A 2,199-nucleotide genomic window follows, 5' to 3' on the forward strand; every position below is an offset into this window, starting at 1 on the left:
AATTTTTTAACTCTGTGTAGCGCGAAGCGCCTCGGTGTGCTCTGTGGTGATTTTTTTTAAGTAACAAAAAGCTGTGGCTTCTAACATGATCAAGCTCTGCGTCAACAAGACAAAGCCCTAGCCTATTTATTATTGCTACTCATTTTCTCCTCATTCATTTCTCTTTGTGCATTTAAATTTTAAAGCCCATTATTCACAAAGAGGTTAAGAAGCGCTGCGCTTTTAGAGTTAGGGACTAAGTAATTTAATATTTGACCTGAAACAAGAAGCTGCGCTTCTAACGTGAGCAAGCTCTACGTCTACAAAACAAGGCTAAGCATTGCCCATATCATTATGTTTTCTCATTTTCTTCTCATTCGCTTCTCTTTGTGCATTACTGTTTTAAAACCCATTATTCACAAAGAGGTTAAGAGGCGCTGCGCTTTTAGAGTTAGGGACTAAGTGATTTGATAAAGGATTACGTGAGCAGGCTTTGGGTATAAAGCATACGTGCTCAGTATACCTTAGCCGCTTTACTTATATTTGAAGCTTCAGGGATTAGCGTTTAAAGTACAAGTCGATTGCTTTGGTGAGTAGCTCGTCGAGTTGCTCTTCAAAGCCATCCATATCGATTTCAAAGTGACTAAAGTACTTTCTAACCTGCAATTGAGATAGATTACGGCTTTTTACGCTGTATTGGCGTTCGTCTTTTTGTTTATCGTAACGCGGTAAAAAAACGAATTGAGCATAATAAGGCGACTTAATATGCTTGTTGGCATAACGACAAAAATCTTCAATATGTTGTGCGCCTTCGGGGCCTAAACAACCGGGCTCTACTCGGTACATTAAGCGAAGTTTTTTGTCGTCAGTAATTTGCATAATAATCCTTAACGAAAAAATAATACGCGAATTATTTTTCCGTTTTTAATTTGATAGCTCGATACAAGCTCTGAGCGTTTATCTATTACGTTTTCGTCTGCTGAGCAGGTTTCTGATAGCTCATGATCTATTACTATATCACCATGTACTATGCGTTTAATTGGCGATGAGTGAATACACTTTAGCTTTTTAAACATTAAACCATAACGTGCTATTAGTTTTTCTTTTCCTTTAAATAATAGCTCATTGGGGAAAATATAAAACTCTACATCTTCATCGTAAACACGAATAAACTCTTCAATGTTGCGCGCGTTATAAGCTTTTATAAGTTGTTCAACCACAGCTAGTGATTCGCGTGATTGCTTAGCTTTAGCTTGCTGTTTAGCTGTTAAGGCCTCTTTTGCTTGGGCTACTGCTTTTTCTGCTTCGGCTACGGCCGCTGCTTTTTCTATTTTATTTTTAGGCTTTTCAACGGGCTTGGGGGTTTCATCGCCTAACACTTTTGAGTCGTCTGGTTTGGTTGGGTCAACAACCGGTTTTTTAAGCTCAGGGGCTTTATATTCTAGTGTGTTTACTTTTTCATCCGCTTTTTGCTGTTCGGTAGTAGGCTCTGTGGCATAGCTATTTAAGGCTAGCGTAAAGGTAAATAAAGCAAAAAAAATAGATAACGATTTCATAACTTTCCTAATAAAAACACTAATCGTGTATTGTATTGCAACATAGCAAATTTTAACGTTTTCGGGTAGCAATTAAATGAATAACCTTGGCTTTCATAGCGTAGTTTAGCTTGAGTTTAACCCAGCTTTTAAAATAATTTTGTTAAACACATAATTTTTAATGACGGTATGAAAAGTGATTGCTTCACCACCGAGAAGTAAAAAAAAAGCCAGAAGCCGTGATTAATTGTTACTCTTTTTTCTCGGTGTAGCGCGAAACGCCTCGGTGCACCCGGTGGTGATACCTTTTTTTAAGTAACAAGAAGCTACGCTTCTAACGTGAGCAAGCTCTATGTCTACAAAACAAAGCTAAACTATGACCTGTTCACTTTGTCTTCTCATTTACTCCTCATTCGCTTATCTTTGTGCATAAAGATTTCAAAAGCAGTGGCTGAATGTAGCCTACAGACTCGCTTTACTTTCGTTTAATAGCAACTGCTATAAAAGTGATTATTTCACCACCGAGAAGTGAAGGAGAAGACCAGGAGTAGTGACTAAAAAATGCTTTTAACTCTGTGTAGCGCGAAGCGCCTCGGTGCACTCTGTGGTGATACCTTTTTTAAGTAATAAGAAGCTGCGCTTCTAACGTGAGCAAGCTCTACGTCTACAAAACAAAGCCCTAGCC

Annotated in this window: 2 protein-coding genes; both read right to left on the reverse strand. The window is 38.3% G+C overall.

Annotation, left to right across the window (positions count from 1 at the left end; all coding sequences use genetic code 11):
* Positions 1-537: 537 nt before the first annotated feature.
* Positions 538-858 carry a hypothetical protein gene (locus P20480_RS00555; RefSeq protein WP_006794611.1) on the reverse strand — a complete coding sequence of 107 codons (321 nt, stop codon included), beginning with the start codon at positions 856-858 and terminating at the stop codon, positions 538-540.
* 8 nt (positions 859-866) lie between these two features.
* Complete coding sequence (locus tag P20480_RS00550) at positions 867-1,535, reverse strand: nuclear transport factor 2 family protein (RefSeq protein ID WP_008133082.1); 669 nt, start codon at positions 1,533-1,535, stop codon at positions 867-869.
* Positions 1,536-2,199: the final 664 nt, after the last annotated feature.

This window comes from Pseudoalteromonas sp. BSi20480, from assembly GCF_000241365.1.
Taxonomy (GTDB): domain Bacteria; phylum Pseudomonadota; class Gammaproteobacteria; order Enterobacterales; family Alteromonadaceae; genus Pseudoalteromonas; species Pseudoalteromonas marina.

Bases quoted from the DNA above. Each gene is read 5' to 3' on its own strand.
- P20480_RS00550 (WP_008133082.1), bottom strand. From the start codon at position 1,535: ATGAAATCGTTATCTATTTTTTTTGCTTTATTTACCTTTACGCTAGCC.
- P20480_RS00555 (WP_006794611.1), bottom strand. From the start codon at position 858: ATGCAAATTACTGACGACAAAAAACTTCGCTTAATGTACCGAGTAGAG.